We start from the raw sequence: 26,561 nt of genomic DNA, 5'->3' as shown, positions 1-26,561 counted from the left end.
CCCGGCTCAGCCGAGCGTCTTCAGCGCGTCGGCCAGTTCGGCGGGGGAGTCGAAGTCCTCCGCCGGGAGGGCCTTGAGCAGCTGTAACGTCTCCGTGCTGGCACCGTTCTCCTGGCACCAGCGGATCAGGTCCTCCCGGGAGACCGGGTAGTCGAGCCCGGCCAGGAACTCCTGCAACTGCACCCCGGTCACGGTCATGCCACGCGGCTACCCGCTCCGCCGGAGGGCATGCCGGTTTGCCCGACGGGTCCCCGGGTAGCCGCGGGCATGCTGGTACAGCGACTCGGCGCGCCGAGCGACTTCGACCCGCTGCTGGACAGCGTCCGGGACGCCCGGATCGTCATGATCGGGGAGGCGACGCACGGCAGTTACGACTACTACCGGCTGCGTGAGCAACTGACCCGGCGGCTCATCGCCGAGCAGGGCTTCGACTTCGTCGCGGTGGAGGGGGACTGGCCCGACTGCGACCGGGTGCACCGGTCGGTGGTGGCCGCCCCGGGCGGGCTGGCCGATCCGCAGACCGCGTTGGAACGCTTCGAGCGCTGGCCCACCTGGATGTGGGCGAATGCCGAGGTGGCGCGCTTCTGCCGCTGGCTGCGGGCGTGGAACCTGGAACGCCCCGAGGGGGACCGGGCCGGCTTCCACGGGCTGGACGTCTACAGCCTGTGGGAGTCGATGCAGGCGATCTTCGACTACCTGGGCGAGGAGGACCCGACCTCGCTGGAGGCGGCGCAGGAGGCGTACCGCTGCTTCGAGCCGTACGGCAAGCGGGTCGAGGAGTACGGCACGGCCAGCCGGTTCGTCTCCGCCCGGTGCGAGGAGGAGGTCGTCCGGCTGCTGGCGCGTACCCGGGAACAGGCCGCCGCGGACGGCCCGGAGTGCTTCTCGGCCTGGCAGAACGCGGAGGTGGTGGCCGGCGCGGAGCGCTACTACCGGGCGATGGTCGGCGGCGGCCCGGAGTCGTGGAACGTCCGCGACAGCCACATGGCCGACACGCTCGACCGGCTGCTCGACCACTACGGCCCGGAATCCCGGGGCATCGTCTGGGCGCACAACACCCACGTGGGCGACGCCCGGGCTACCGACATGACGGCGGACGGGATGGTCAACATCGGTCAGCTCGCCCGGGAACGGCACGGCGGGGACGCGGTGGCCCTGGTCGGCTTCGGCAGCTACCGGGGCACGGTGATCGCCGCGCCGCGCTGGGGCTCGCCGGCGGAGGCTGTGGTGGTGCCGCCGGCCCGGGAGGGCTCGGTGGAGCGGCGGCTGCACGAGCTGATGCCGGAGCGGGCGGTGCTGGTCTTCGGCGGCCCCGACCAGCCGGACTGGGTGACCGGGACGGCCGACCACCGGGCCATCGGGGTGGTCTACGACCCGAGCTTCGAGGCCTGGGGCAACTACGTGCCCACCCGGCTCGGCGAGCGCTACGACGCGTTCATCTGGTGCGACGAGGCCACCGCCCTGCACCCGCTGCCGGCGCTGAGCGCTCCCGGTGAGATGGAGACCTACCCGGCCGGGGTCTGACCGGCCGGGCAGGTCCCCGGGTGGTCACACGCCGGCGGTCTCCCGCTCGGTCAGGTGGGTACGCAGGCCCTCGCCCTCGACGTCCACGTTGGGCAGGATCCGGTCCAGCCAGCGGGGGATCCACCAGGCGGCGGTGTCGAGCAGCGACATCACCGCCGGGACGATGGTCATCCGGACCACGAAGGCGTCGATGGCGACCCCGATCGCGAGCGCGAAGCCCATCGACTTGATCACCGGGTCGTCGAGGAAGACGAAGCCGCCGAACACCGAGATCATGATCAGCGCGGCGGCGGTGACCACCCGTGCGCCGTGCCCCATCCCGTTGATGGTCGCCTGCCGAGCGGTGTCGCCGTGCACGAAGTCCTCTCGCATCCGGGAGACCAGGAACACCTCGTAGTCCATGGCCAACCCGAACAGGATGCCGACGAGCAGGATCGGCAGGAAGCTGACCAGCGGGCCGGGGGTGTCCAGCCCGATCAGGTCGGCCAGGTGGCCCTGCTGGAACACCGCGACCGTGATGCCGAAGGTGGCCGCCACGGTGAGCAGGAAACCCAGCGCCGCCTTCACCGGTACCAGGACCGAGCGGAACACCAGCATCAGCAGCAGCACGGACAGGCCGACGACCAGCAGCAGGTAGACCGGGAGCGCGTCGGAGAGCTTCTCGGACACGTCGATGCCGATCGCGGTGGCGCCGGTCAGCAGCACGTCGGCGTTCCGGATGCCGCCGACCTGGTGGCGGATGTCGTGCACCAGCGTCTCGGTGGCCTCGTCGGTCGGGCCCTCCTTGGGGATGACTCCGAGCAGCGCCGTCCGCCCGGTCGGGTCGAGCTGCGGCGGGGCCACGGCCAGCACGCCGGGCGTCTTCTGGACCAGCGCGGTGACCTGCGGTACGGCGGCCTGGGTCGCCTGCGGCGAGTCGGCGGTGACGACCACCGCGAGGCGGCCGGTGAAGCCGGGGCCGAAGCCCTCCTGGATCAGGTCGTTGTTGACCCGGGCCGGGGTGCCCTCGGCCGCGGTGGCGGCGTCCGGCAGGGACAGGCGCATGTGCTGGGCGGGGAGCGCGAGCAGGCCGAGGCCGAGCAGGCCGACCAGGATGACCGGGATGCGCAGCTTCGTCACCCAGTGCGCCCACCGGAACCCGAAGCCCGAGCGGTCCTCGGCGCCGGCGGAGCGGACCGCCTCGGGGTTGCGCAGCCTGCGCGGGAGCACCTTCCGGCCGGCGAAGCCGAGCAGCGCCGGAGCCAGGGTGATCGCGACCAGCACGGCCACGGTGACTGTACCGGCGGCGGCCAGACCCATCACGGTGAGGAACGGGATGTTCACCACCGCCAGGCCGGCGAGCGCGATGACGACGGTGGCGCCGGCGAAGACCACGGCGGAACCCGCGGTGCCGACCGCCCGGCCGACCGCCTCCTCGGGGGAGAGCCCGTCGCGCAGGTTCTGCCGGTGCCGGGAGGTGATGAACAGCGAGTAGTCGATGCCGACCGCGAGGCCGAGCATCAGCGCCAGGATCGGCGCGGTGCTGGTCAGCTCGACCGCGCCGCTGAGCGCGTACAGGCCGGCCATGCCGACGCCGACGCCGGTCAGCGCGTTCAGCATGGTCATGCCGGCCGCCACCAGCGAGCCGAAGGTGATGATCAGGACGATCGCCGCGACCAGCACACCGAGTGCCTCGGTCGAGCCGACCTCCGGCTCGGCGTTGAGCACCTCACCGCCCGGGGCGATCTGCCACCCCTGCGCCTCGGCCTGCGCGCCGACCTTCTCGTACGCGGTGCGCTGGGCGTCGGTCACCTCGTCCGCCCGGCCGTTGAACTGCACCTGGATCAGCGCGTACCGGCCGTCCGGGCTGAGCGCCTTGACCTGGTACGGGTCGACCGCACCGACCACTCCGGGCAGGGCGGCCGCCTCCTCGGTGACCTGCTTGACCACGGCCTGCCCCGCGGGCGTGCCGAGCTGGCCCGCCTGGGGTGCCTTGACGGCGATGGTGCCGGTGGCTCCGCTGGCCGCTGGGAACCGCTCGGCGAGCAGGTCGATCGCGCGCTGCGACTCGGTGCCCGGCATGCTGAAGTTGCTCGCCGTCGGGCCCTTCAGGGTGAGCGCGGCGGCGCCGAGGCCGACGAGCACGACGAGCCAGACGACGGCGACGAGTCGCCGGCGGCGCAAGGATGCCCGGCCGAGCCGGTAGAGCAGGGTCGCCATGAGGTTTCCTTGTCCTCGGGGTCGTGAACTGGGATCAGGTGGCGGGCTCGAGGGCCCGCTGGACGACGGCCAGCAGCGCGGGCCGCAGCTCCTCGTCGGGGATGGCGATGAACTCGGCGCACGTCTCCGCGATGCCGGCGAGCACGACCAGCGCGGCGATCCGCGCGGACGGGCGGTCGGACTGGCCGGCGAAGGCGTCGATCAGCCGTTCGGAGATCTGCTGGACGTGCGCGAAGGCGGGCTGCTGGAGCAGGTCGGGGAACTCGCCGCGGAGCAGCGCGATCTCGCGGCGGAAGCGGACCGCGAGGTCGACGAAGCCCTCGGCGGCGACCCGCTGGGCGGCCCCGCCGCGGTGCGCGGCGATCCGCGCGTCGAGCGCCTCCAGCACCGCGATGGCGGGCGCCATCAGCTCACCGAGCAGGGCTTCCTTGTTGGCGAAGTGGTAGAGCACCGTGGCCTTGGAGCAGCCCACCTCGCGGGCGATGTCCTGTAGCGAGGTGCCCTTGTAGCCGGTGACGGCGAATCGTCGCGCCGCCGCGGCGAGGATCTCCTGGTGGGTCTCCGGTACCGGTCGTGCCATGTCCTCCAGGATGCCTGACCGATCGGTCAGCACCTGACCGATCGGTCAGACCGATTGCGTGGCCTTCGCCACAGCGCGTCCGCCACCAGTTGGGCCAGCGCAGCCTCAGCCGGCCGGGGCGCCGTGCTCCCGGTCGTACGCCGCCCGGGCCGCGCTGATCGCCGTCCGGTGCCGTTCCGCCCACGCGGTCAACGCGACCAGCGACTCGTAGAGCTCCCGGGCCATCGGGGTGGCGGTGTACTCCACCTTCGGCGGGACGGTCGGGTGGACGTGCCGGTGCAGCAGGCCGTCCCGCTCCAGGTTGCGCAGGGTCAGCGTGAGCATCCGCCGGCTGATCCCCTCGACCTGCCGCTCCAACTCGGTGAACCGGATCGGGCCCTGCGACGCGGCGATCAGGATGCCGATGCTCCACTTGCCGCCGACCCGGTCCAGCGCCTCCCGGACGGTGCAGGCGCGCGCCTGCTGCGCGGTCACGGACACACAGCTGTTCCCCTGGGACACGAAAGTGCCTCCTTCCGCTCGGTCTGATGGTCACAGACGATGTCCTCGGTAACAAACCGTGCACCAAGGAGGCGTACCCGATGACGGGGTCCCACCGCTGGCCGGCGCTGCTCGTACTCTGCGCCGGCAGCCTGATCATCATCCTGGACGGCAGCATCGTCGCCGTGGCGCTGCCGGCCGTCCAGGCCGACCTGGGCTTCCAGGGCGCCGGGCTGGCCTGGGTGGTGAACGCCTTCCTGGTCGCCTTCGGCGGCCTGCTCCTGCTGGCCGGGCGCCTCGGCGACCTGCTCGGCCGGCGCCAGGTCTTCCTGGCCGGGGTGGCGCTGTTCACCCTCGCCTCGCTGCTCTGCGCGGTGGCCACCGGCCCGGCGACGCTCGTCGCCGCCAGGTTCGCGCAGGGGGTCGGGGGTGCCCTGGCCACCGCGGTCAGCCTCGGCATGATCGTCCGGCTCTTCCCCGAGCCGGCCGAGCGGGCCCGGGCGATCGCCGTGTTCAGCTTCACCGGCGCGGCCGGCGCCTCGATCGGCCTGCTGGTCGGGGGAGTCCTCACCGACCTGGCCGGCTGGCGGTCGATCTTCCTGATCAACCTGCCGATCGGCGCGCTTATCCTGGCCGCCACCGTACGGCTGATCGCGCCGGACCCCGGCGTCGGCCTGCGGGCCGGTCTGGACCTGCTCGGCGCGGTGCTGGCCACCGCCGGCCTGATGGTGGCCGTGCTGGCCATCGTCGGCGCCGGAGCGCACGGCTGGACCTCGGCGCGCACCCTCGGCGCCGCCGCGCTGGCCGTGGCGCTGCTCGCCGGCTTCGCGGTCCGGCAGCGGAGTGCCCCGACCCCGCTGCTGCCCCCGCGGGTGCTGCGGGCGCCCGGCCTGGTCGCCGCCAACGTCGTGCAGTTCCTCATGGTGGCCGCGTACTTCGGCTTCCAGTTCCTGCTCGCGCTGCACCTGCAACTCGTCCTCGGGCTGGACCCGGCGGCCACCGGCTTCGCCTTCCTGCCCGCCCCGCTGGTGATCGCGCTGGTCTCGCTGGGCCTGGCCGGCCGGCTGATGGCCCGGTACGGCGCCCGGACGGTGCTGGTCAGCGGGCTGGCGCTCGCCGTGGTCGGCTTCCTGCTGCTGGCCCGCCTCCCGGTGGACGCGAGCTACGCCCGTGACGTGCTCCCGGCCATGCTGGTCTTCGGCGTCGCGGGCGGGCTGACCCTCCCGGCGGTCACCACCCTCGCCATGGCCGGTGCCGCGCCTGACGACGCCGGGCTCGCCTCCGGACTGGCCAACACCACCCAGCAGGTGGGCGGAGCCCTCGGGCTGGCCGCCCTCGCCACCCTGGCCGCGGTCCGCACCGACGCGTCGCGCGCCGCCGGCGCGGACCAGGTGGCCGCCCTCGCCGCCGGCTACCGGTCGGCGTTCGCCGTGGCCGCCGCACTGGTCACCGCCGCCCTGCTGGTCGCCCTCGTCACCGCGGGGAAAAAGCGGCCGGCGCCCGGCCACCACGGCGGGCCAGGCCGCGGTCAGCGGCGGTCGGCCGTCGCCAGCACCTCGGCCAGGAGGTCCACCGCCGCCGGGTACGCGTGCGACGGTGGCCTGGCGTAGCCGACGACCAGGCCGCCCGGCTGCCCCTCGGGGTGGTGCCGGTGCGGGGCCAGCCCGCCCAGGGCGAGGCCACGCGCGGCGGCCGCCGCCAGCACCTCCGCCTCGGTCGGGCCGTCCGGCGGCAGGTGCAGGGTGGCGTGCAGGCCCGCCGGGATCCCGCCCAGGCCGGGCCACCGCCACAGCCGGTCCAGCAGCAGGTCCCGCCGCTGCCGGTAGCGGCGCCGGACGGTCCGGATCTGCCGGTCGTAACCGTGCGTGCCGATCAGATCGGCGAGGGCGAGCTGGCCGATGGTCTCCGTGTGCAGGTCGAGGTGCCGTTTGGCGTCCACCACCGGATCCACCAGCCGGGCCGGCAGCACCAGCCAGGCCAGGCGCAACGCCGGCCCGAGCGTCTTCGCCGCGGTGCCCACGTAGGCGACCTGCTCCGGGGCGGTGCCCTGGACCGCGCCGACCGGCTGCCGGTCGTACCGGAACTCGCCGTCGTAGTCGTCCTCGACGACCAGGCCGCCGGTGGTCCGGGCCCAGTCGGTCAGCGCGTGCCGGCGGGCCGGGTGCAGCGTCACCCCGGTCGGGAACTGGTGCGCCGGGGTCACCACCGCGGCACCCACCCGGGCGAGGCGCCCGCTGCCGAGCAGGTCGGTGCGCGCGCCCCGCTCGTCGACGGGCAGCGGCAGCACGGTTCCGCCGTGCCGCCGGACCACCTCGCGGTGGAAGGAGAGCCCCGGGTCCTCCATCGCGACGACCGGCGTACCGGCGTCGCGCAGCACGGTGGTGAGCAGCACCAGCGCCTGGACGTACCCGGTGGTGACCACGATCCGCTCCGGGGCGGCGAGTACGCCGCGGGCCCGTCCCAGGTAGCCGGCGAGCGCGGACCGCAGCTCCGGCCGGCCCCGGGGGTCGCCGTAGCCGTACGCGTCGGCGGGAGCCACGGCCAGCGCCCGCCGGGTGGCCCGCAGCCAGGCGGTGACCGGGAAGTGCCCGACGTCGGGGCTGCCGGGGCGGAGGTCGTACCGGAAGGGCGCCGCCCCGGGCGGCGGCGGGACCGGTGCCGGCGCGGCCCGGCGCAGCGGGCTGACCTCGGTGCCGGCACCGATCCGGGCCACCAGCCAGCCCTCGGCGACCAGTTGGTCGTAGGCGGCGCTGACCGTGCCCCGGGACAGCCCGAGTTCGGTGGCGAGGGTGCGGGTGGCCGGCAGGCGGGTCGCCGGCGGCAGCCGGCCGTCGCGGATCGCCTCGCGCAGGGCCCGTTCCAGCCCGGCTCGCCGGCCGCCGCTCGCGTCCAGCTCCAAGTGCAGGTCGACGCCGAAATCGGCCCAGTCCATCGGCACGGAATTGGAGCTTAGGGGGCGGCCACCGCACCGGCGAGAATCCCCGCATGACCGAGCTGAGCCTGCGGGCCGCCGCGCTGCGCGCGCTGCACCGCCCCGGAGATCCGCTGATCCTGCCCAACGCCTGGGATCCCGGGTCGGCCCGGGACGTGGTCGCCGCCGGCTTCCCGGCCGTCGCCACCAGCAGCGGCGCGGTCGCCGAGGCGCTCGGCCACGCCGACAACGAGGCCACCCCGGTGGACGAGATGTTCGCCGCGGTCGGCCGGATCGCCGCCGCGGTGCCCGTCCCGGTCACCGCCGACCTGGAGCGGGGGTACGGGCTGCGCCCGGCCGAGCTGGTCGAGCGGTTGCTCGCCGCCGGCGCGGTCGGCTGCAACCTCGAGGACTCCGACCCGCGTACCCGGGAGCTGTGCGACGTCGAGGAGCAGGCCGACCTGCTCGCCGGGGTCCGCGCGGCGGCCCGGGAGGCCGGGGTGGACCTGGTGCTCAACGCCCGGGTGGACGTCCACCTGCGGGCGTACGGGCCGCCGAAGGGGCGGCTCGCCGAGGCGGTCAGCCGGGCCCGCCGCTACCGGACGGCCGGAGCGGACTGCGTCTATCCGATCGTGCTGGCCGACCCGGCGGCGATCCGGACCCTGGTGACCGAGGTGGACGCCCCCGTCAACGTGCTCACCCGACCCGGCGCGCCGGCCGTGGCCGAGCTGGCCGGGCTCGGGGTGGCCCGGATCAGCTTCGGTTCCGGGCTGTACGCGGCCGCCCGCGCCCGTACCGTCGAGATGCTCGCCGCGATCCGGGCGGGCGACGAGGTGTTCCCGACCGGAGAGGAGGCACGGTGACCTATCCGCCGCCGCGCTACTCAGGAGACTGGGGTGAGCCGACCGCCACCCACCGCCCGGCCGACCAGCCCCCGGAGCTGGTCTACCCGAGCGGCGGTACGGCCCACTACCTGGCCACCGGCGCGTCGACCAACGGGCAGTTCGGGCTCTACCGCTGGGAGATGGGGCCACAGCCGAGCGGCCCCGACCCGCACTTCCACCGGTCCATCTCGGAATCGTTCTTCATCCTGTCCGGCACGGTACGCATCTACGACGGGCGGCGGTGGATCGACACGGTGCCCGGCGACTTCGTGCACGTCCCCGAGGGCGGCGTCCACGCGTTCCGCAACGAGTCCGGCGAGCCGGCCTCGATGCTGCTGCACTTCGCCCCCGGCGCGCCCCGGGAGGGCTACTTCGAGGGCCTGCTGGACCTGGCCGACAAGACCGAGGAGGAGCGGACGGAGTTCTTCCTGCGGCACGACACGTTCTGGATCTGACTCCCGCGGCGGCCGTGTCGGGGTTGCCGGCACAGCCGCAGACCGGGAAGGTGAGCGGATGGGTGCCGCTGACGAGACCCGGGACGGGGTGTCGCTGACCAACCTGGACCAGCCGCTGTTCGACGGGGCCGGGGCGACCAAACGCGACCTGGTCGACTACCTGGACGCCGTCCACGAGCGGATCCTGCCGGGGTTGCGTGACCGGCCGCTCTCGGTGGTCCGGGTGCGGCCCGGGCAGGACCCGTTCATGCAGAAGAACCTGCCGAAGTACACCCCCGACTGGGTGCGCCGCACCTCGGTCTGGGCGGAGGCGTCGCGCCGGCGGATCTCGTACGCCCTCTGCGATGATCGGCGGACGCTGCTCTGGTTGGCCAACCAGCGGGCGGTGGAATACCACCCGACGCTGGGCCTGGCGGGCCACCCGGAGCACCCCACCCATCTGGTGCTCGACCTCGACCCGCCGCCGGGGGACTCGTTCGGCATGGCGGTGCGGGCCGCGCTGCTGGTCCGGCAGGCGCTGGCCGACGTCGGGCTGGCCGGGGCGGTGAAGACCAGCGGCGCCAAGGGCGTGCACGTGATCGTGCCGGTGGACGCCGAAACCACCGCCGAGGAGGCGGCCGCCGTGACCCGGGCCGTCGCGGCCCGCGCCGAACGCCTCGACCCGGCGCTGGCCACCACCGCCTTCATCGTGGAGGACCGGGGCGGCCGGGTGTTCGTCGACTCGACCCGGGCGCACGGGGCGACGGTGGTGGCGGCGTACAGCCCCCGGGTGCGGCCGGGCACGCCGGTGTCGTACCCGGTCGGCTGGGCCGACCTGGAGTCGGTGACGCCCGCCGACTTCACGGTGCGGACCGTGCCGGCGCTGGTCGCCGAGCGGGATCCGTGGGCGGCGGCGCTGCCCGCCCCGCAGCGGCTCTCGGCCGACCTGGTCGCCGAGGGGCGGACCATCCCGGTGGCCCGGGTGCAGGCCATGCACGAGGGCAAGCGCCGCGCGAAGGCCCGCCGCGAGGCCGGCTGACTCGTCCGACATGCTGAGAAGCCCGGGCCGACGGCCCGGGCTTCTTCGTGTCTGTGCCCCCGGCAGGATTCGAACCTGCGCCCCCGCCTCCGGAGGGCGGTGCTCTATCCCCTGAGCTACGGGGGCTCAGCGACCCGAGAAGAGTAGCAAACCCCCTCCCGGATCACCCAATCGGTATCCCGCGCGTCGCCCAGGTCCACCGTCGCCGCTGATCATGAGGTTGGCGGCAGCGATGGAGATCGTCGTCGCCGTCAACCTCATGATCAGCGGGAGTGGTCGGCGCGAAGTGGTGGTCGGGGTCAGGCGGCGGCCAGGGGGCGGCCGCAGCTGGGGAGCGGGTGCAGGACGATCCGGCGCGGCAGGCGGCGCGGCCACTCGTTGCGCGGCCACGAGCCGTCGACGATCAGGTGCACGGTCCGCTCCTCGGCGCCGCTGAGCCGCAGCACGAAGTCGCGCGGGAGCGGCGGGTCGACCGACGGCGTGGTGATCATGAAGCGGACCCGGCCCCGGGAGGAGACCGCGGAGATCACGTCCGCCGCCGGCATGGTGCCGCGCAGGCGCACCCGGCCGATCCAGTAGACCTCCGCGGCGTGCTCCTGGGCGGCCCGGGTGATCGACGGGTACTCGCTGCGTACCCAGCGCTCGACCGCGCCCACGCAGAGCCCGCAGGCCCGCTCCCGCGGCTCCCGCGGACCCAACCCCCAGGCCCGCAGGTACGCCCCGACCGTGCCGGCGTCCATCGTCAGGTCGAACCGGCGCTGGATGAGGGTGGTCAGGCTCTGTCGCGTCCAGAGCTCCTCGTCCAGGCCGAACTCGTCGGGGTGGACGCCCCGCAGCACGTCGATCAGTTCGAGTTCCTGTTCGCGGCTGAGCGCTCCCGACTCGCCCGGCCGCTGTCCGCGACGGACGGCTGCCACCGCCCCGTCACCGCCGATGGTGTGACGTCGGCACCAACTGGTCACCGACCTGCCTGCGTCTCTGAGTGCAACCCCCACGTCTTGCGCAACGAGCCCGAATCGCAACTGGTCACGATATGTGGGGAGAAAAGTCTCCAAGGCGCGCTATGGGTCGGAGACTGCCAAAGCGTTATAAACGGGCATAACGGGCTGGTATGAGGCTGGCCATGCGAAGGGCCCGCGTCGGGAACGACGCGGGCCCTTCGGAGCAGGCGTGCCGGCGATTCAGCCGCCGAGCCGCTTGAGCGCGGCCTGGAGGTTGGTCAGGTCCGTCTGCTGAGTGTTCTTCATGATCTGGGCCACCGCCAGCACGTCCTTGTCGTGCCCCTGATCGAGGATCCCCTGGATCATGTGGATCCCGCCGAGGTGGTGCCGGATCATCATCTGGAGGAACAGCACGTCGAACTCGCGGCCCTGGGCGGTCCGCAGCTTCGCCATCTCGTCCGGCGTGGCCATGCCCGGCATCAGGCCGTTCTTGACCAGGCCGGCGCCGTCCGGCATCCAGGCCATCGGCGGCTGGTCGCCGGTCGGGTCGAGCTGCCACGACCGCAGCCAGGTCTGCATGGTGCCGATCTCGCCCTGCTGGCCGGTGGCGATGTCGCCGCCGATCTGCCGTACCTCCGGGTCCTGGCCCTGCTGGAAGGCCATCAGCCCCATGGCCACCGCCTGTGCGTGGTGGGTGGTCATGTCCCGGGCGAAGCCGGCCTCGGCGGAGTTGTTGCCCGGACGGGTGAAGGTCGGGGTGAGCAGGCCGCCCGCGTACCCGAGCAGGAGACCGACCACGATGGCGGCGGCCAGGGCCAGGACGCCGAAGCGGCGCGCGGCCCCCCGGTCACCGTCACCGGTGACCGGGGCCTCGTCGAGGTCGGTGTCCGTTGTCACGGCGGCGGTCATCGCGGCGTCCTCACTGGGTGGGCTGCTCGGGCATCTGGTTGCCCAGGTTGTCCCGCGGGGTGGTGCCGGTGGCGGTGATGCCCTGGCCGCAGTTGGCGTTCGGGCCCTCGACGGAGGCGTTCACCCGCAGCGTCTTGATGAAGTCGTCGATCCGGCTGTCGTCGGCGTTGTCGACCTTGAGCTGGAAGCCCCAGGCCTGCAGCGAGATCGGCTTGTCCAGCCCCTCGAACGGGCTGAGCATCATCTTCTCCTTGCCCTCGACCTTGGCCTTGAGCTTGGCCACCTGGTCGGCCGGCAGGTCCGGGCGGTAGGTGATCCAGACCGTGCCGTGCTCCAGGCTGTGCACCGCGTGCTCGTTGGCGATCGGAGCGTCGTAGACGTCACCCATGCAGTTCTGCCAGGCCGCGTTGTGCGGGCCGGCGACCGGCGGGAGGATGTCGTACTTTATCGGGCCCGTCTGGTGGTTGCCGCCCGCGACCAGGTCCTTGTCCTTCTTGCGGAAGTCGACCACGCCCTTGATCGCGTCGGCCCGCTCCTGCCATGGCTGGGAGCCCCGGTAGGCGGCGAAGGCGCCGTAGCCGATGATGCCGACGGCGAGCACGCCAACGGCGACGAAGAGGGCGATCGGACCCCAGGACCGGCCCTGGCTGACCTTCACCGGGGCGACCGGCTTGCGGCCCTTGCCGCCGCCGGTCGGCTTCGGACCCTTGCCGGACCCGGCCTTGCCACCGGCGGGCTTGTCGGCAGCGGCCGGCCGGCCGGCAGCCGGCTTCTTGCCGGTGCTGACCACGGTCGGACGGCGCTCCGGGCCGCCCGGGGTGCTGATGCTCATCGTGCCTCGTCAGGTCGGTCGGTCAGGGAGCCGGCGGGTCGGGTTCACATGCTGGTCGCCGCCGCGGTGCCCGAGTCTACCCCCGATAACATGGTTCGGTGACTCCCGCAGAACTCGCCGACGTAGTCCTCGCCGCTGCCCACGCCGTCTTCGAAGACCGGGGCCTGGACCGCTCCGCGCTGCCCGCGCAGACCACCGTCGAGCGACCCCGCAACCCCGAGCACGGCGACTACGCCTCGACGCTGGCGCTGCAGCTCAGCAAGAAGGTGGGCGTACCCCCGCGGGAGCTGGCCGCCGCCCTGGCCGAGCAGCTCGGCCGGGCGCCGGGGATCAAGTCGGTGGAGATCGCCGGCCCGGGCTTCCTGAACATCCGGCTCGACTCGGCCGCCGCCGGCCAGCTCGCCAGGGTCATCGTCGAGGCCGGCCCGGCGTACGGCCGCAGCGAGACCCTCGCCGACCAGAAGATCAACCTGGAGTTCGTCTCGGCGAACCCGACCGGCCCGGTGCACATCGGCGGGGTCCGCTGGGCGGCCGTCGGCGACGCGCTCAGCCGGCTGCTCCGCGCCACCGGCGCCGACGTGGGCACGGAATACTACTTCAATGACGCCGGCTCCCAGATCGACCGGTTCGCCCGCTCCCTGCTCGCTGCCGCGAAGGGCGAGCCGACCCCCGAGGACGGCTACGGCGGGGCGTACCTCGCCGAGATCGCGGACGAGGTGTGCCGGCGCCGGCCGGAGGTGCGCGAGCTGGACGACGCCGCCGCCCAGGAGGTGTTCCGGGTCGAGGGCGTCCAGCTGATGTTCGAGGAGATCAAGGCGTCGCTGCGCGACTTCGGCGTCGAGTTCGACACCTACTTCAACGAGAAGGACCTGCACGACCGGGGCGAGCTGGACAAGGCGCTGGCCCGGCTGCGCGAGCAGGGGCACGTCTACGAGGCCGAGGGCGCCACCTGGCTGCGCACGACCGACTTCGGCGACGACAAGGACCGGGTGCTGCGCAAGTCCAACGGCGAGTGGACCTACTTCGCCGCCGACTGCGCCTACTACCTGGACAAGCGCGAGCGCGGCTTCGAGCGCGTGGTGATCATGCTGGGCGCCGACCACCACGGCTACATCGGCCGGATGAAGGCCATGGCCGCCTGCTTCGGCGACGACCCGGACCGCAACTTGGAGATCCTCATCGGTCAGCTGGTCAACCTGGTCCGCGACGGGCAGCCGGTGCGGATGAGCAAGCGGGCCGGCACCGTGGTCACCCTGGAGGACCTGGTCGACGCGATCGGCGTGGACGCCGCCCGGTACGCGCTGGCCCGCTACTCGGCCGACTCGCCCATCGACATCGACGTGGAGCTGTGGACCCGGGCCAAGAACGACAACCCGGTCTACTACGTGCAGTACGTGGGCGCGCGGACCGCCGGCATCTCGCGGCAGGCCGCCGAGGCGGGGCTGACCCGGGGCGCGGCGGCGGGCTTCCGCCCCGAGCTGCTCGCCCACGAGAAGGAGCACGAGCTGCTCAAGGCCCTCGCCGGGTTCCCGGCCGTGGTGGCCACCGCCGCCGAGCTGCGCCAGCCGCACCGGCTCGCGCACTACCTGGAGCGCGAGGTGGCCCCGGCGTTCCACCGGTTCTACGACCAGTGCCGGGTCACCCCGCAGGGCGACGAGGAGATCACCGACACCCACCGGGCCCGGCTCTGGCTCAACGACGCCACCCGCGTGGTCATCGCCAACGGCCTGCAGCTGCTCGGCGTCTCCGCGCCGGAAAGGATGTAACCATGCGCGCGCACGAAGCCGGTGCCCTGCACGGCGACATCGGCAACCGCGGGCCGGCCTGGTTGCGTACCCCGGTCGACGTCAACGCCCTGGTGCCGCAGCTGTGGCCGCGCAACGTGGCGCGGGGCGGGAGCGGCGCGCTGGAGGTCGCCGGGCTGGACGTCCGCGACCTGGCCGCCGAGTTCGGCACCCCTGTGTACGTGCTGGACGAGGATGACCTGCGCTCCCGCTGCCGGGAGTTCCAGGCCGCCTTCCCGGACGCCGACGTCTACTACGCCGGCAAGGCCTTCCTCTGCCGGGCGGTGGTCCGCATGATCGCCGAGGAGGGCCTGTTCCTCGACGTCTGCACCGGCGGCGAGCTGGCCACCGCGCTGTCGGCGGGGATGCCGCCGGAGCGGATCGGCTTCCACGGCAACAACAAGTCGGTGGCCGAGCTGACCCGGGCGGTGGACGCCGGGGTGGGCCGGATCATCGTCGACTCGTTCGCCGAGATCGACCGGCTCACCGCGCTCGCCCGCGAGCGTGGCGTACGCCCCAGGGTGCTGGTCCGGGTCACCGTCGGCGTGGAGGCGCACACCCACGAGTTCATCGCCACGGCGCACGAGGACCAGAAGTTCGGCTTCTCGCTCGCCGGCGGGGCGGCCGCGGCGGCGGCCTTCAAGATCCTCGACGAGGACGTGCTGGAGCTGCGCGGGCTGCACTCGCACATCGGCTCGCAGATCTTCGACGCCAGCGGCTTCGAGGTCTCCGCCCGCCGGGTGCTCGGCCTGCAGGCGCAGATCCGCGACGCCCGCGGCGTGGAACTGCCCGAGCTGGACCTGGGCGGCGGGTTCGGCATCGCGTACACCACCCAGGACGACCCGGCCGCGCCGAGCGACCTGGCCAAGCGGCTGCGCAAGATCGTCGACGGGGAGTGCTTCGCCGAGAAGCTGCGGGTGCCGCACCTGTCCATCGAGCCGGGCCGGGCCATCGTCGGCCCCGCCGTGTTCACCCTCTACGAGGTGGGCACGGTCAAGGACGTGGACGGCCTGCGGACGTACGTCAGCGTCGACGGCGGGATGAGCGACAACATCCGCACCGCGCTCTACGACGCGTCCTACTCGGCCACGGTGGCGAACCGGGCCTCGACGGCGGAGCCGCTGCTCGCCCGCGTGGTGGGAAAGCATTGTGAGTCCGGGGACATCGTGGTGAAGGATGAATTCCTGCCCGCTGACGTGCAGCCCGGAGATTTTGTCGCGGTGCCCGGCACCGGGGCGTACTGCCGGAGCATGGCCAGCAACTACAACCATGTCCCGCGGCCCCCGGTCGTCGCCGTCCGCGACGGTCGGGCCCGGCTGATCGTCCGCCGGGAGACCGAAGAGGACCTGCTCGCATTGGATGTCGGATGACCTCACCCGTTCGCTTGGCGCTGCTCGGCTGCGGCACGGTCGGCAGCGACGTGGTGCGGCTGCTGCACGAGCAGTCGGCCGACCTCGCCGCCCGGATCGGCGCCCCGCTGGAGATCGCCGGCATCGCCGTACGCCGGCTCGGCCGGGACCGCGGCGACCTGCCGGTCGACCCCGCCCTGTTCACCACCGACCCGCTCGGGCTGATCAAGCGGGACGACGTGGACATCGTGGTGGAGGTCGTCGGCGGCATCGAGCCGGCCAGGAGCTGGCTGGTCGAGGCGCTGCGCGCGGGCAAGAGCGTGGTCACCGCCAACAAGGCGCTGCTCGCCGAGGACGGCGCGGCGCTGCACGACGCCGCCGCCGAGGGCGGCGCCGACCTCTACTACGAGGCGAGCGTCGCCGGGGCCATCCCCCTGCTGCGCCCGCTGCGCGAGTCGCTGCACGGCGACCGGATCAACCGGGTCACCGGCATCGTCAACGGCACCACCAACTTCATCCTCTCCGCCATGGACGCCACCGGCGCCGGCTTCGCCGAGGCGCTGGAGGAGGCCACCGAGCTGGGATACGCCGAGGCGGATCCGACGGCCGACGTGGAGGGCTTCGACGCCGCCGCCAAGGCCGCCATCCTCGCCTCCCTGGCGTTCCACACCCGGGTCACCGCCGCCGACGTGCACCGCGAGGGGATCACCGAGGTGACCGCCGCCGACGTGGCCAGCGCCAAGGCGATGGGTTGCACGATCAAGCTGCTCTGCATCGCCGCCCGGGGCACCGACGCGGCGGGCCGCGAGACGGTCAGCGTGCGGGTGCACCCGGCGATGATCCCGCTGGCCCACCCCCTGGCCAGCGTCGGCGACGCGTTCAACGCGGTCTTCGTCGAGGCGGAGGCGGCCGGGCAGCTCATGTTCTACGGGCGCGGCGCGGGCGGCGCGCCGACCGCCAGCGCGGTGCTCGGCGACGTGGTCGCGGTGGCCCGCAACCGCCTCGCCGGAGTGCACGCGCCCAGCGAGTCGGCGTACGCGGACCTGTCGGTGCGGCCGATGGGGGAGGCGCTCACCCGCTACCACATCAGCCTCGACGTGACCGACCGGCCGGGTGTGCTGGCGGCGGTGGCCGGGGTCTTCGCTCGGCACGAGGTCTCCATCGCCACCGTCCGGCAGGGCCCGGCGGGCGGCGGGGGCGGGGGCGCGGACGCCGAACTGGTCATCGTCACCCACGTCGCGCCGGACGCCGCGCTCGCGGCCACCGTCCGGGAGCTGCGCGGGCTGGAGATCGTCCGCTCGGTGACCAGCGTGCTGCGGGTCGAGGGCGGGGCGTAGCCTCCCGTCCCGCCTGATGGTTAACCCCAGGTGTGCCGGCGGCCGGTCCGAGAGGCTGGTTCACGCTGGTAGAAGCCCCGATGCGACCGGGGCGGTCGAGGCGAGGAGAACGACATGTGGCGGGGTCTGATCGAGACGTACCGGGACCGGCTGCCGGTCACCGACGCCACTCCGGTCGTCACGCTGCACGAGGGGAACACCCCGCTGCTGCCGGCGCCGGTGCTCTCCGCCCGGATCGGCGCCGACGTCTGGCTGAAGGTGGAGGGCGCCAACCCCACCGGCTCCTTCAAGGACCGGGGCATGACGGTCGCCGTCTCCAAGGCCGTCGCGGCGGGTGACAAGGCGATCATCTGCGCCTCCACCGGCAACACCAGCGCCTCCGCCGCGGCGTACGCGGCCCGCGCGGGGATCACCTGTGCGGTGCTGGTGCCGCAGGGCAAGATCGCGCTGGGCAAGCTGGCCCAGGCACTGGTGCACGGCGCCAAGCTGCTCCAGGTGCAGGGCAACTTCGACGACTGCCTGGCGCTGGCCGGCAAGCTCGCCCAGGACTACCCGGTCGCCCTGGTCAACTCGGTCAACATCGACCGGCTGCACGGCCAGAAGACGGCGGCGTTCGAGATCGTCGAGGCGCTGGGCGACGCGCCGGACATCCACTGCCTGCCGGTCGGCAACGCCGGCAACATCTCCGCCTACTGGATGGGCTACTCGGAGGATCTCTCCGCCGGCAACGCCACGAAGGCCCCGAAGATGTACGGCTTCCAGGCGGCCGGCGCCGCCCCCCTCGTCACCGGTCAGGTGGTGCCGGAACCGTCGACCATCGCCACCGCCATCCGGATCGGCAACCCGGCGAGCTGGACCAAGGCGATCGACGCCCGGGACGCCTCGGGCGGGCTGATCTCGGCGGTCACCGACCGGGAGATCCTGTCGGCGTACCGGCTGCTGGCCCGCGAGGTGGGCGCCTTCGTCGAGCTGGGCAGCGCGGCCAGCGTGGCCGGTCTGCTCCAGCAGGCCGCCGCCGGCCGGGTGCCGGCCGGGTCCACCGTGGTCTGCACGGTCACCGGCCACGGCCTCAAGGACCCGGAGTGGGCCATCTCGACGGCTCCCGCCCCGGTCACGATCGCCAACGACCCCCTCTCCGCCGCCCGCTCCCTAGACCTGGCCTGACCGGTCCCCGACCCCGGTCGCCGACCCCCGCGCCTCGGCGATCATGAAGTTGGCGGCACGCGAAAGCGCTCTCTTCGCCGCTAACCTCATGATCAACGGGGCTGCGGGCGGGGGTGGGTGGGTGCGAAGTGGAGGGATGGGGTGGGGCAGACTTTGGGCAACCCCGCAGACCCCATCCCAGGAGTGAGCCACGCCGATGTCGCTGCTCGCCAGATTCAGCCTCGCCAACCGAGGGCTGATCGCCCTCATCGCGCTGGTCACCACGGCGTTCGGGGCGTTCGCCGTACCGTCGCTGAAGCAGCAGCTCCTGCCGTCGCTGGAGTTCCCCACCGCGTTCATCGTGGCGGCGTACCCGGGCGCCGCGCCGGAGATCGTGGAGTCCCAGGTCACCGAGCCGATCGAGAACAGCCTCCAGGGCATCCCGGGGCTGGAGAAGGTCACCTCGACCTCCCGGGAGGGCTCCACCACCGTCCAGGTGCAGTACGCGTTCGGCACCGACCTGGACGACGTGGTCAACAAGATGCAGACCGCGTTGAACCGCATCGACGGGCAACTGCCCCAGGGGGTGGACCCGCAGGTCATCGCCGGCAGCACCGACGACCTGCCGGCCGTGGTGGTGGCCGCGACCGGCGGCGCGGACGAGCAGGCGCTGGCGGAGCAGCTGCGCCGGACCGTCGTACCCGAGCTGGAGGGGCTGGACGGGGTCCGGACGGTCGCGGTGACCGGCACCCGCGACCAGGTCGTGCTGGTCACCCCCGACCCGGTCAAGCTGGCCGCGGCCCGGCTGGCGCCCACCGCGATCGCCCAGGCGCTCAAGACCAACGGCGTCGCGGTGCCGGCCGGCGCGGTGGCCGACGGGAGCCGGTCGCTCCCGGTCCAGGTCGGCACCCCGATCCGGACCGTGGACGAGCTGCGCGGCATCGTGCTCACCACCGCCCCCGCCGCCCCGGTACGCCTCGGCGACGTGGCCCGGGTGGAGCAGCAGCTCGCCCCGGCCACCGGGTTCACCCGGACCAACGGCAAGCCGAGCCTCGGCATCGCCGTCACCGCCACCCCGGACGGCAACGCGGTCGGCATCTCGCACGACATCCGGGACCGGCTCGACGCGCTCTCGGCCGCCTCCGGCGCCGACCTCACCGTGGTCTTCGACCAGGCCCCGTTCGTCGAGCGGTCCATCGAGAGCCTCACCACCGAGGGCCTGCTCGGCCTGCTCATGGCGGTGGTGGTGATCCTGGTCTTCCTGCTCTCGATCCGCTCCACCGTGGTCACCGTGGTCTCCATCCCGCTGTCGGTGCTGGTCGCGCTCATCGTGCTCTGGGCCGGCGACCACTCGCTCAACCTGCTCACCCTCGGCGCGCTGACCATCGCCGTCGGGCGGGTCGTCGACGACTCGATCGTGGTGCTGGAGAACATCAAGCGGCACCTGGAGTACGGCGAGCCGAAGCGGGAGGCGATCCTCGGCGCGGTCCGCGAGGTGGCCGGCGCGGTGACCGCCTCGACGCTCACCACGGTCGCCGTGTTCGCGCCGATCGCGCTGGTGGGCGGCTTCGTCGGGCAGCTCTTCGCGCCGTTCGCGATCACCGTGACGGTGGCCCTGCTCGCCTCGCTGCTGGTCTCGCTGACCGTGATTCCGGTGCTGGCGTACTGGTTCCTGAGGCCGCGCGCGGGCGGGGTGGACGACGCCGCGGCCCGCCGGGCGGCCGAGGAGAAGGAGCTGCGCAGCCCGTTGCAGCGGGCGTACCTGCCCGCGATCGGCTTCGCCACCCGCTCCCGGGGCACCCGCTGGGCCACCGTGGGTCTGGGCCTGCTGGTGCTGCTCGGCACGTTCGGCCTGGCCCAGAAGCTGGAGACCAACTTCCTGGACGACTCCGGCCAGGACACCCTGGCCATCCGGCAGGAGCTGCCGGCGGGCACCGGGCTCACCGGCACCGACCAGGCCGCCGCGCGGGTCGAGGAGGTGCTCCGGCGTACGCCGGGGGTGAAGACCTACCAGGTCAGCGCGGGCGGCACCGACAATCCGTGGGCGGGTGGCGGCGGCAACAACACCGCCTCCTACTCGGTGGCGCTCACCGCGGACACCGACGCCGCGAAGGTCCGGCGGACCCTCCGCGCGGAGTTCGACGCGCTCGGCCCGGAGGTGGGTGAGCTGAGCTTCGGCGCCGGGCAGAACGCCGGCTCCGCCAGCCAGCTCGAGGTGGTCGTGCAGGCCGCCGACCAGGAGACGCTGACCCGGGCCGCCGAGGCCGTCCGGGACGCGATGGCCGGCACGCCGGGCGTCGAGGACGTCGCCACCAGCCTCGCCAGCCGGGTGCCCCGGGTCGAGGTGACCGTGGACCGGGTCGCCGCGGCCCGGGCCGGGCTCACCGAGGCGGCCGTCGGGCAACTGGTCGCGCAGGCGTACCGGGGCGCCCCGCTGGGGCAGGTCACGCTGGACGGTCGGCCGCTGAACGTGGTGCTCAGCACCGGCACGCGGCCGCCGCTGAGCCTGGCCGAACTGCGGGCGTTGCCGGTCGGCCCGGTGAAGCTGGAGGCCATCGCCGACGTCAACCAGGTCGAGGGCCCGCAGCAGGTGACCCGGATCGACGGCGAGCGGAGCGTCTCGGTCACCGGTGCGGCCACCGGCGCCAACCTCGGTGCCACCACCCAGGAGCTGCAGAAGCGGCTGGACGCGCTGGACCTGCCCGGGGCGACGGTCGCCATCGGCGGCGTCAGCGCCGACCAGAAGGACGCCTTCGCCGACCTGGGGCTGGCCGTGCTGGCCGCGATCGCGATCGTCTTCCTGATCATGGTCGGTACTTTCCGCAGCCTGACCCAGGCGCTGATCCTGCTGGTCTCCGTGCCGTTCGCGGCCACCGGCGCGATCGCGCTGCTGCTGGCCACCGGGACGCCGCTGGGCGTACCGGCGCTGATCGGCGTGCTCATGCTGGTCGGCATCGTGGTGACCAACGCGATCGTGTTGCTCGACCTGGTCAACCAGTACCGGGCCCGGGGGATGGTCGTCACCGAGGCGGTGGTCGAGGGCGGCCGGCGGCGGCTGCGGCCGATCCTGATGACCGCGGTCGCCACGGTATTCGCGCTGCTCCCGATGGCCTTCGGCCTCACCGGCGAGGGCGGCTTCATCTCCCGGCCGCTGGCGATCGTGGTGATCGGCGGCCTGATCAGCTCGACGCTGCTGACGCTGATCCTGGTGCCGACCCTCTACACGATGGTGGAGCGGACCAAGGAGTCGTTGCGCGCGGCTCGGGTCCGCCGCCGGGGCACCCCGGAGCCGGCGCGGGAGCCGGTCCACGTCCCGGTCCCGGTCGGTGCCGGCGCGCCGCCGGCCGAGGCTCCCGCGCCGGCCGCCGCGCCGCCGGCCCGGCCGGCCCCGTCCGCCGCGCTGCTCGACGCTACGGACCAGTTCGAGGTGCTCCGGCTCCCGAAGAGCCGCCGCTCCCCCCTCCCACCCACCGACTGACCCGCCCGCCGCACCGGGGCCTTCGGGCCCGGGTACGCGCAGCTTCCCGGAAAGAGTGGCCATCCCGCGTCGGCTGGCCACTCTTTTCGATCGGCACCGTCCAGGGGCGCCACCCTTGCCCGCCACGTCCACCCGCCGCTCCGGCCAGAGGCGGGCGGACGGCGGTTCTTTCCGGATCAGAGGCGGACGGCGGCGCGAGGGGACCGTGGACGGCGACGTCGGGCTGTACCGTGAGTGAGTTGACACGTGCTGCGCGTGTCGGCCGCTCCCGCTTTCGCGGCCGGCCGGAGCGGGGGCGGGGCCATGGCGGACGGCGTGAGCCGGTGGGACCGGCGGGCGGTGCTGCGTCGTACCGCCCTGCTGGCCGGGGGCGCCGCGCTGGGCGCCGCCGGGACCTCGCAGACCACCTGGATCGCCGACCGCCGGCTGCCGATCGCCGGCGGGCCGGCCAGCGCCACGCTGGGCAGCCGCCACCAGGAGGTCGGCTCCGGCGCGGTCGAGGTCGTCTGGGGCGTACGCACCACCGAGCGCCTGATCGCGCTCACCTTCGACGACGGGCCGCTGCCACAGTGGACGCCGATGGTGCTCGACACCCTGGAGAAGTACGCCGTCCCGGCCACCTTCTTCCTGGTCGGCGTGCGGGCCCGGGAGCACGCCGCGCTGGTGCGCGGCCGGCTCGGTCGGCACGAGGTGGGCAACCACAGCTGGGCCCATCACGACCTGGCCCGGATGGACGCCCACACCGCGTACGACGACCTGCGGCGCAGCCACGAGGCGATCGTCCAGGCGACGGGGGTGGCGCCCCGCCTGATCCGCCCGCCGTGGGGGCACCTGGGCGGAGCGGTGCTGCACGCCGCCGCCCGGCTGGACTACCGGCTGGTGCTGTGGACGTTGCAGATGGTCGAGGGGGAGTTCCCCAACGACCCGGCTGGGCACGCCCGGCGGATCGTCGCCGACGTGCAGCCCGGCACCATCCTGCTCGGCCACGACGTCGGCACGCAGCGGCGGCTGGTGGCGCTGCGTGGCCTGCCCGACATGATCAACGGGCTGCGGGCCCGCGGCTACACCTTCGTCACGGTCTCCCAACTGCTCCGCCACGCGGCCGTGGTCTGACCGGCCGGGGGTAGGGTTCCGGCGTGTCACCCACCGTCTCGGTCCTCGTCCGCAACCGTGACTTCCGCAACCTCTTCCTCGCCGAGCTGGTGGTGTTCGGCTCCGACTGGTTCGTCATGGTGCCGCTGCTGGTCCTCCTGCCGGAGCTGACCGGCAGCGGGGTCTGGGGCGCGCTGGTGCTCGCCGTGGACACCGGCATGACCGCGCTGCTGTTGCCGTACACCGGCACCATCGCCGACCGGTTCGACCGGCGGAAGATCATGATCGCGGCGAACCTCGCCGCGCTGGCCGGCGTCCTGCTGCTGCTCGGCGTCCGCGGCCCCCGGACAGCCTGGCTGGCCCTGGTGGCGATCGCGGCCATGGCGGTGGCGAAGGCGTTCTACTCGCCGGCCGCCCAGGCCGCCCTGCCCAACGTGCTCGACCCGGCGGACCTGGCCGCCGGCAACGCCGTGGCGGGCTCCGCCTGGGGCACCATGACCGTGGTCGGCGCCTCGCTCGGCGGCATGATCAGCGCGGCGGCCGGCGCGTACGTCAGCTTCTGGGTGGCGGCGGGCGGCCTGGTGGTGGCGGCCGGCCTGGCCACGCTGATCCGCCGGCCGTTGCAGGCCCCCCGCGACCCGGCGCAGACGCCCGCACGCACCTGGCCGGCGATCCGCGAGGCGCTGCGTTACATCGCGCAGCGGCCCCGGGTGCTCGCCCTGGTCACGGTGAAGTCGGCGGTCGGCCTGGGCAACGGCGTGCTGACCGTCTTCCCGCTCCTCGCCGGGTTGTACGGCGTCGGGGCGGTCGGCACCGGGCTGCTCTTCGCCTCCCGGGGCGCCGGGGCGCTGGTCGGCCCGATCCTGATGCGCCGGGTGCTCGCCAACCGGGCCTGGCTGCTCACCGGGCTGGCACTGTCCATGTCCCTCTACGGTCTGGCCTACCTCGGGGTGTCGGTGGTCGCCTGGTTCCCGCTGGTGCTGGTGCTGGTCTTCCTGGCCCACCTCGGCGGCGGCAGCAACTGGGTGCTGTCCAACTACGCCCTCCAGGGCGAGGTGCCGGACCACCTGCGGGGGCGGGTCTTCGCCACCGACATGATGCTGGCGACGCTTGCCATCTCGGTCAGTCAGCTGGCGGTGGCCCTGGTGGTGGACAAGGTCAGCGAGCGGACCGTGCTGGCCGGCTGCGGCCTGGTCACCGTGGTCTACGCGCTGGGCTGGCGGCTCGCCACCCGGCGGCTCTCGCTCACCGACCCGGCGGCGGAGCCGGAGCCCAGCCGCACTCCCTGACCGGCGAGCGGAGCTGATCACTTCCCACGGTCCGGGCGAATCGGCGCGTTGTCGGGGCGGGGTCCTAGCATGAGCCGGTGCCGATGACTCTCGCCTCCGGTCCCGTACGGGTCCGGGTGCCCGCGACCAGCGCGAACCTAGGCCCCGGCTTCGACTCGCTCGGGTTGGCCCTGGGGCTCTATGACGACGTGGCGGCCGAGGTGACCGCCGGCGGGGCCCGGGTGGTGGTGACCGGGGAGGGCGCCGGCGAGCTGCCGGACGGCGACCGGCACCTGGTGGTACGCGCCATGCGCGCCACCTTCGACGTGCTGGGCATCCAGCCGCCCGGGCTGTCTCTGGAGTGCGTCAACCGGATCCCGCAGGCCCGGGGCCTGGGTTCCTCCTCTGCGGCCATCGTCGCCGGGGTGCTGCTGGCCCGCGCGCTGGTCGACGACGGCGCGGCGACGCTGGACGACGACACCGCGCTCCGGCTGGCCGCCGGGATCGAGGGCCACCCCGACAACGTCGCGCCCTGCCTGCTCGGTGGCTTCACCGTCGCCTGGACCGAGCCGGGCGGTGCCCGGGCGGTGTCGCTGCCCGTGGCGGACGGCGTCCGCCCCACCGTCTTCGTGCCCGGCGAGCGCGGCCTGACCGCCGTCGCCCGGGCCGCGCTGCCGGCCACCGTGCCGCACGCCGACGCGGCCCTGACCGCCGGACGCGCGGCCCTGCTGGTGCACGCGCTGACCGCCGATCCGGCGCTGCTGCTGCCGGCCACGGTCGACCGGCTGCACCAGGACTACCGGGCCGGGGGGATGCCGGCGACGGCCGCCCTGGTCGCCGCGCTGCGTGAGGCGGGTGTGGCGGCTGTGGTCAGTGGGGCGGGCCCCACGGTCCTGGCCCTGACCGAGGTACCGGCGGGATTCCAGGCGGGAACAGATTGGCAGTGCTGGGAGTTGCCCATAGACGTCAGCGGTGCCCGGGTCGCCCGGGGTAGACTTGGACACGCCGAGCGGGACCCTGTTGCCGCAGGTCGGAAGAGTTGATTACGCTCTAGACTCAGCACAGCCGCGAAGCATGCGATCTCCTGCGGGGCGGCGCACCCCCGAAGCTCTCGGCGGTCAGCCCGTCACCCCTGCCAAAGGCCTACGCCGCACCGCAGTTTCCACAGGTCGCCGCAGACGGCGAGACCTGCTCACCGCCGCTGGTGAGTCGGGAAACCGACCGGCTGCTGTGTCACAGACTCCCGCGACGCGTCCATGCGAGGCGGGTGCACCGAGGCCGCCCGGCCACCTGGTTTCGACTCCGGGCAGCCCCGGCCTATCGAGGGAAGGAATCCATTGAGCGACACCACCGACGTGACGTCGGATGTTTCCAACGTCGCTGGCGAAGCCACCACCGCGGCCCCCACTCGCCGTCGGCGCAGCGGTACCGGCCTTTCGGCGATGCTGCTGCCTGAGCTGCAGAGCCTGGCCGCGTCGCTCGGCATCTCTGGTACGGCTCGCATGCGCAAGGGCGAGCTGATCAGCGCGATCACCGAGCGGCAGGGCGGCGCCGCCGCCGGCACCCCTCGACCGCGGGCCGAGGTCGCCGCCGCGGCCGCTCCGGCCCGGGAAGAGGTGCACGCCGAGGTCCGCGAGGAGCGGGCCGAGACCGAGCGCCGCCCGGCCGAGCAGGCGCCCGTCGCCGAGGCGACCGAGGGTCGCACCCGGAGCCGGCGTGGCCGGGCCGCCGCGACCGCCGCGACCACCGAGGCGGGGCCGGCCGAGCCGCGTGCTGAGGAGGCCCCCGCCGAGACCGGCGAGCGGGCCGAGCGCGGCGAGGGCCGTGGCCGGGAGCGCGGCGGCGAGCGTGCCGAGCGCGGCGAACGTGCCGAGCGGGGCGAGCGCGCCGAGCGGGGCGAGCGCGCCGAGCGCGCCGAGCGGGGCGAGCGGGGCGAACGTGCCGAGCGCGGCGAGCGCGCCGAGCGGGCCGAGCGGGCCGAGCGGGGCGAACGTGCCGAGCGCGGCGAGCGCGGCGGCGAGCGGGGCCAGCGCGCCGAGCGCGACAACGACGGCGACGAGGACGGCGAGGGCGGCGGCCGGCGCGGCCGGCGCAGCCGGTTCCGTGACCGCCGGCGTGGCCGCGGCGAGCGCGCCGAGGGCGGCGAGGGCGGCCGCGAGCCGCAGGTCGGCGAGGACGAGGTCCTCGTACCGGTCGCCGGCATCATCGACGTGCTCGACAACTACGCCTTCGTCCGGACCACCGGCTACCTGGCCGGCCCGAACGACGTGTACGTCTCGATGTCCCAGATCAAGAAGTACGGCCTGCGCCGCGGTGACGCGATCACCGGCGCCGTGCGGGCCGCCCGGGAGGGCGAGCAGCGGCGCGACAAGTACAA

Annotated in this window: 22 protein-coding genes and 1 tRNA gene; 14 read left to right on the top strand and 9 right to left on the bottom strand. The window is 73.8% G+C overall.

Annotation, left to right across the window (positions count from 1 at the left end; translation table 11 throughout):
* Positions 1 to 6 precede the first annotated feature (6 nt).
* Positions 7 to 198 (bottom strand): DUF2795 domain-containing protein, encoded by a 192-nt coding sequence (locus FXF52_RS11530; protein ID WP_148796297.1) that lies wholly within the window; start codon positions 196 to 198, stop codon positions 7 to 9.
* A gap of 69 nt (positions 199 to 267) precedes the next feature.
* On the opposite strand from FXF52_RS11530, the gene FXF52_RS11525 reads away from it, so the two are divergent.
* Positions 268 to 1,524: an erythromycin esterase family protein gene (locus FXF52_RS11525; RefSeq protein WP_148796295.1), complete on the top strand. Its 1,257-nt coding sequence runs from the start codon at positions 268 to 270 to the stop codon at positions 1,522 to 1,524.
* A 24-nt stretch (positions 1,525 to 1,548) separates the two neighbouring features.
* On the opposite strand, the gene FXF52_RS11520 is transcribed toward FXF52_RS11525, so the two are convergent.
* From FXF52_RS11520 to FXF52_RS11510, 3 genes are all read right to left on the bottom strand, one after another.
* A complete protein-coding gene (locus FXF52_RS11520; protein WP_148796293.1) occupies positions 1,549 to 3,723 on the bottom strand; it encodes an MMPL family transporter in 2,175 nt (724 codons plus the stop codon).
* A 34-nt stretch (positions 3,724 to 3,757) separates the two neighbouring features.
* Complete coding sequence (locus FXF52_RS11515) at positions 3,758 to 4,303, bottom strand: TetR/AcrR family transcriptional regulator (RefSeq protein WP_148796291.1); 546 nt, start codon at positions 4,301 to 4,303, stop codon at positions 3,758 to 3,760.
* A 105-nt stretch (positions 4,304 to 4,408) separates the two neighbouring features.
* Complete coding sequence (locus FXF52_RS11510) at positions 4,409 to 4,804, bottom strand: helix-turn-helix domain-containing protein (RefSeq protein WP_148796289.1); 396 nt, start codon at positions 4,802 to 4,804, stop codon at positions 4,409 to 4,411.
* An 80-nt stretch (positions 4,805 to 4,884) separates the two neighbouring features.
* Here FXF52_RS11510 and FXF52_RS11505 point away from each other — a divergent pair, with 80 nt between their 5' ends.
* Positions 4,885 to 6,393 (top strand): MFS transporter, encoded by a 1,509-nt coding sequence (locus tag FXF52_RS11505; protein ID WP_148796287.1) that lies wholly within the window; start codon positions 4,885 to 4,887, stop codon positions 6,391 to 6,393.
* On the opposite strand, the gene FXF52_RS11500 is transcribed toward FXF52_RS11505, so the two are convergent.
* Entirely contained in the window at positions 6,312 to 7,715 is a 1,404-nt protein-coding gene (locus FXF52_RS11500; protein ID WP_148796467.1) for a PLP-dependent aminotransferase family protein, read from the bottom strand. The two genes, FXF52_RS11505 and FXF52_RS11500, sit on opposite strands and share 82 nt — an antisense overlap.
* A gap of 53 nt (positions 7,716 to 7,768) precedes the next feature.
* Here FXF52_RS11500 and FXF52_RS11495 point away from each other — a divergent pair, with 53 nt between their 5' ends.
* The 3 genes from FXF52_RS11495 to ligD are packed head-to-tail and all read left to right on the top strand — an operon-like array spanning position 7,769 to position 10,051.
* The gene (locus FXF52_RS11495; RefSeq protein WP_148796285.1) at positions 7,769 to 8,557 is read left to right on the top strand and encodes an isocitrate lyase/phosphoenolpyruvate mutase family protein; all 789 of its coding nucleotides are present in this window, start codon (positions 7,769 to 7,771) and stop codon (positions 8,555 to 8,557) included.
* A complete protein-coding gene (locus FXF52_RS11490) occupies positions 8,554 to 9,033 on the top strand; it encodes a cupin domain-containing protein (RefSeq protein ID WP_148796284.1) in 480 nt (159 codons plus the stop codon). Before FXF52_RS11495 ends, FXF52_RS11490 begins: the two co-directional genes overlap by 4 nt.
* Positions 9,034 to 9,091: 58 nt before the next feature.
* Positions 9,092 to 10,051: a non-homologous end-joining DNA ligase gene (ligD, locus tag FXF52_RS11485; protein ID WP_148796281.1), complete on the top strand. Its 960-nt coding sequence runs from the start codon at positions 9,092 to 9,094 to the stop codon at positions 10,049 to 10,051.
* A gap of 54 nt (positions 10,052 to 10,105) precedes the next feature.
* Here ligD and FXF52_RS11480 read toward each other — a convergent pair.
* From FXF52_RS11480 to FXF52_RS11465, 4 genes are all read right to left on the bottom strand, one after another.
* Positions 10,106 to 10,177: transfer RNA gene (locus FXF52_RS11480), tRNA-Arg, on the bottom strand.
* Between the two features lie 173 nt (positions 10,178 to 10,350).
* On the bottom strand, positions 10,351 to 11,046 hold the full coding sequence (locus tag FXF52_RS11475) for a winged helix-turn-helix domain-containing protein (protein WP_148796279.1): 696 nt from the start codon (positions 11,044 to 11,046) through the stop codon (positions 10,351 to 10,353).
* Positions 11,047 to 11,232: 186 nt separating this feature from the next.
* A complete protein-coding gene (locus FXF52_RS11470) occupies positions 11,233 to 11,901 on the bottom strand; it encodes a DUF305 domain-containing protein (RefSeq protein ID WP_148796277.1) in 669 nt (222 codons plus the stop codon).
* Between the two features lie 10 nt (positions 11,902 to 11,911).
* The gene (locus FXF52_RS11465; protein ID WP_148796275.1) at positions 11,912 to 12,733 is read right to left on the bottom strand and encodes a DUF3105 domain-containing protein; all 822 of its coding nucleotides are present in this window, start codon (positions 12,731 to 12,733) and stop codon (positions 11,912 to 11,914) included.
* A gap of 98 nt (positions 12,734 to 12,831) precedes the next feature.
* Between FXF52_RS11465 and argS the strand changes: the two genes are divergently transcribed.
* The 9 genes from argS to FXF52_RS11420 all read left to right on the top strand — a co-directional run.
* On the top strand, positions 12,832 to 14,499 hold the full coding sequence (gene argS / locus FXF52_RS11460; RefSeq protein WP_148796273.1) for an arginine--tRNA ligase: 1,668 nt from the start codon (positions 12,832 to 12,834) through the stop codon (positions 14,497 to 14,499).
* 2 nt (positions 14,500 to 14,501) lie between these two features.
* Entirely contained in the window at positions 14,502 to 15,887 is a 1,386-nt protein-coding gene (lysA, locus tag FXF52_RS11455) for a diaminopimelate decarboxylase (protein WP_148796271.1), read from the top strand.
* Positions 15,884 to 17,203, top strand: a complete 1,320-nt coding sequence (locus FXF52_RS11450; protein ID WP_148796269.1) for a homoserine dehydrogenase — start codon at positions 15,884 to 15,886, stop codon at positions 17,201 to 17,203. The genes lysA and FXF52_RS11450 overlap by 4 nt, the downstream gene beginning before the upstream one ends.
* 114 nt (positions 17,204 to 17,317) lie before the next feature.
* Positions 17,318 to 18,367: a threonine synthase gene (thrC, locus tag FXF52_RS11445; protein ID WP_148796268.1), complete on the top strand. Its 1,050-nt coding sequence runs from the start codon at positions 17,318 to 17,320 to the stop codon at positions 18,365 to 18,367.
* Between the two features lie 196 nt (positions 18,368 to 18,563).
* The gene (locus tag FXF52_RS11440) at positions 18,564 to 21,824 is read left to right on the top strand and encodes an efflux RND transporter permease subunit (RefSeq protein ID WP_148796265.1); all 3,261 of its coding nucleotides are present in this window, start codon (positions 18,564 to 18,566) and stop codon (positions 21,822 to 21,824) included.
* Positions 21,825 to 22,127: 303 nt separating this feature from the next.
* Positions 22,128 to 22,937: a polysaccharide deacetylase family protein gene (locus tag FXF52_RS11435; protein WP_148796263.1), complete on the top strand. Its 810-nt coding sequence runs from the start codon at positions 22,128 to 22,130 to the stop codon at positions 22,935 to 22,937.
* A 23-nt stretch (positions 22,938 to 22,960) separates the two neighbouring features.
* A complete protein-coding gene (locus FXF52_RS11430; protein WP_148796261.1) occupies positions 22,961 to 24,205 on the top strand; it encodes an MFS transporter in 1,245 nt (414 codons plus the stop codon).
* An 83-nt stretch (positions 24,206 to 24,288) separates the two neighbouring features.
* Complete coding sequence (gene thrB, locus FXF52_RS11425) at positions 24,289 to 25,227, top strand: homoserine kinase (protein ID WP_148796465.1); 939 nt, start codon at positions 24,289 to 24,291, stop codon at positions 25,225 to 25,227.
* A gap of 294 nt (positions 25,228 to 25,521) precedes the next feature.
* Positions 25,522 to 26,561, top strand: a 1,040-nt coding sequence (locus FXF52_RS11420) for a Rho termination factor N-terminal domain-containing protein (protein ID WP_187413448.1), incomplete at its 3' end; no start/stop codon positions are given.

Source organism: Micromonospora sp. MP36 (assembly GCF_008119785.1).
Taxonomy (GTDB): domain Bacteria; phylum Actinomycetota; class Actinomycetes; order Mycobacteriales; family Micromonosporaceae; genus Micromonospora.
Note: the sequence above shows the minus strand (reverse complement) of the source record. Positions and strands in the feature narration are given on the sequence as shown.